The following is a 1,549-nucleotide window of genomic DNA, read 5'->3' on the forward strand; positions in this document are numbered from 1 at the left end:
ACGCAAGGCTAGCTGACATGGGACGACGACCAAGCAAACCCGGATCAATCGCCCGGCTGAGAGAGCGTAAGAAAGCCAGCGGCCGGGTTTTCTACTACTACGACACCGGCGGCAAGGACCGCAAAGAAATTCCGCTGGGCAGCGATTACGGTCTGGCGATCATGGAGTACGCGAAACTCGAGCGTGATCGCACCGCCACCGACCTGGTGGCCAAGGTGATCACCTTCCGTTACGTGGCCGAGAAGTATTTGGTCGACGTAGTGCCATCAAAGAAACCAGCAACACAAAAGGACAATGTCAGGGAGTTAAAAAACCTGATGTCATTTTTCGACGACCCTCCGGCCCCACTCGAAACAATCCAGCCGCTGCATGTCCGCCAGTACCTTACCTGGCGTAAGGCCGCTCCGGTGCGTGCCAACAGGGAGAAGGCCCTGCTCAGTGCAATCTGGAACTTCGCCCGTGATATTGGCTATACCGCACTCGCCAATCCTTGCGCCGGGATAAAGGGCAACAAGGAGACGGGGCGGGACATCTAGCTCGAGGATGCACTGTTCAAGCGCGTGTACGAGAAAGCAGATGTTGGTCTTCGGGATGCGATGGACCTTGCTTATTTGACAGGTCAACGGGTGACAGACACACGATTGATGGATGAGCGAGACGTCCGCGAAGGGCTGATATGGGTCCTCCAGGGCAAGACAAACGCCAAGCGACGAATTGAAATCACTGGTGAGTTGAAGGTTTTGATTGATCGAATTGTGTCCCGGAAGTCAGGACACAAGGTCCGCTCGACGCGGCTGATCGTTACAGAGGATGGCACACCAATGTCGGTGGCGATGTTGCGGGGAAGATTTGACTTAGCCAGAGAAGCGGCCGGGGTCGCAAAGTCCGAGTTCCAAATGCGCGACTTACGCGCTAAAGCTGGCACTGACAAGGCCGAATCAAGCGGCGACATTTTGCAGGCCAGAGATCAACTTGGGCATACAACCGTCGTAATGACTGAGCAGTACATCCGAAACCGTAAGGGGAAGAAAGTCTCACCAACCAAGTGAATTGCGGACCAATTCAATAATTGCGGACCAGAAACGAACAAGGGTTTGCCTAGCTTTCGCTCGCAAACCCTTGATTTATATGGTGCCGAAGCCGGAATCGAACATTTCTCTTTCTTATTGAAAATAAAGGGAAATTTTGAGTTCGAAAAATTTTCTACCTCTATGTGTACCCTCAGTCTGCGAGCAGGCTCAGTATTGAGCGTTGCTACAGGTTTCCACCGACAAGTAAAAACGACGAAGGTGCAAACACTGACGGTCCAGGATCTGGCCAAGGCCTGGTTGCTGGATGGCGTGGCGCGCAAAGACGGCAATGCCGAGTTGCAGCGCCGTTTTAACAAGGACCTATTCCCGGCACTTGGCAAGACCGCGGTGAGTAGTGTGTCCGAACACGATATTCGGGCGCTGACCCGCACCGTGGTCAACCGCGGCGCTCACCGGCAAGCCATCAGTTTCTTCGCCGACCTCACCCAGATGTTCAGCGGGGCCAGAAAACGCCAGCC

2 pseudogenes are annotated in these 1,549 nt (G+C 54.4%); both read left to right on the forward strand.

The annotated features are described in order from the left end of the window. Positions 1–17 precede the first annotated feature (17 nt). A pseudogene (locus AC1DVH_RS30890) lies at positions 18–1,049 on the forward strand (site-specific integrase). 45 nt (positions 1,050–1,094) lie between these two features. Beyond that, positions 1,095–1,549: pseudogene (locus AC1DVH_RS30895) on the forward strand (hypothetical protein); the annotation flags it as partial.

Source organism: Pseudomonas sp. P4_C3, from assembly GCF_056402075.1.